This window comes from Ruminococcus sp. CAG:57 (assembly GCF_000435935.1).
In the GTDB taxonomy this organism is placed as follows: Bacteria; Bacillota; Clostridia; order Oscillospirales; family Ruminococcaceae; genus Hominimerdicola; species Hominimerdicola aceti.
The window spans coordinates 1,560-3,099 of record NZ_FR890760.1; the positions used below are offsets into that span (position 1 = coordinate 1,560).

Annotated in this window: 1 protein-coding gene; it reads right to left on the reverse strand. The window is 38.0% G+C overall.

Annotation, left to right across the window (positions count from 1 at the left end):
• A partial coding sequence (locus QVO88_RS08500; RefSeq protein WP_288177924.1) for a hypothetical protein occupies positions 1 to 930 on the reverse strand: 930 nt, incomplete at its 3' end.
• Positions 931 to 1,540 lie beyond the last annotated feature (610 nt).

Here is a 1,540-nt window from a genome sequence, read left to right on the forward strand (position 1 = left end):
TTTGAGTTTCCTCTTATTGCGTTTAAACTCATCTTCGATTGCTTGAATATACTCAGCACGTTTTGATGGATCATTTTCCATTTCTTTTAAAACTGTGTAATAGGTATTCTGTGCACATATTGCTCTACAGTAATGGAGTGCATCTGGAACGCGTGCTTCTGTCTTTGTTAACAAAGAATCACTACCTTTCTCTTCTGCTTCTCTAATATATTCTTTTAGCTTCGAAACTTCAACTATTCCTTTCAATACAGTACGATTATGTTTTCCGCCTTTTCCAATACTATAAATGTGAACTGTTTGGCAGTCAATGAATTTTATATCATCGACTTTTAAGTGGCCGAGCTCGCGGCGTCTTAAACCTGTGGTTAATGCAACATCACGAGCTTTTTCACCACGTTTGGTGTTGTATTTAGTTGGATCATCTTTAAGACAAACACCGTGGCGAATAGGGTGATCGTAGTCACCCATGTACTTTCCAAAAGTTTTGCAAACTGCAGCCAAATAATCATGGATAGTGTTGCTGCTCCGGTTTCTTGCCTTTAAATCATCAACGAACTCTTGGATATGTTTTTCAGCTTCTTTTAAAGTCAGGTATGAGGTGTGATACTTTTTCTCGAGAAAATGACAGAATTGAACATTTCCTTCAATATAGTCTATTTTGGTCCTTTTAGCAAAGAGCTTCCACTTGAAGCAGTTGATACGGTTGCAGATATCATTAATCTCTTCTTTTGATTTCCCCTCCAACGCAAGTCTTTCCCTAACATTTTTTCGTTTTGAAATTGTCCAAATCTTGTACTGGTGTTTGCTTTCCTTGAAAGCAGCCATTCCATTGAGTTTCTTGATTATAAGTGTCCTCAGCGTGTACGTACCTACTTCTACCTTTATATTTTTACCCTCGACGCAAACTGTGATCTTATTAAATTTATTCATAATAAAAACTCCTTTATTCTTTAGTAAAATAAAAAGCACTTGTTAAGTGGCTCTGAATGCCAAAACTAGGATGTTCCCAGTTCAAATGAAGCAAGATATCAATAACTGACATCTTCTTTAAGTGCCTTTCAGCCTTGACTCAATGGAGGCTGTGTCCCTTTCAACGTTTGCAGTGTGTTGATTCACCTGACTTCTTTGCAGCGGAAGTCGCGCTTGCGTTTTCCATATGGGAACGCATCCCATTCGACCTTTGTAGTGAGCCGATCCACTTGGCTTCGTTGCGGCGGAAGCCCTCGCCCGCATATGCTGGAAGAAATATGCGTTCCTTTCGGCAAATTTAAAGCGTTGCCGAATAGTCCAGCTTCTTGCTAGACCAACGCTCATAGGCACTCAAGCGACCCACGTTACTTTTGGCAATATTTTATTCTACAATTATTTTTTTAGTTTTATAAAAAACAGTATTCTTATGTATTTATTAACCCCAAAGAAACTCAGCAAGATAGATCTGCTGATAATCGATGAGCTCAGTTACATTTCTTTCAACAAGTATCAATCGAAATTGATTTAGCTTTTTGAGAATGAAATAATACTCGAATTCCTCATAGACATA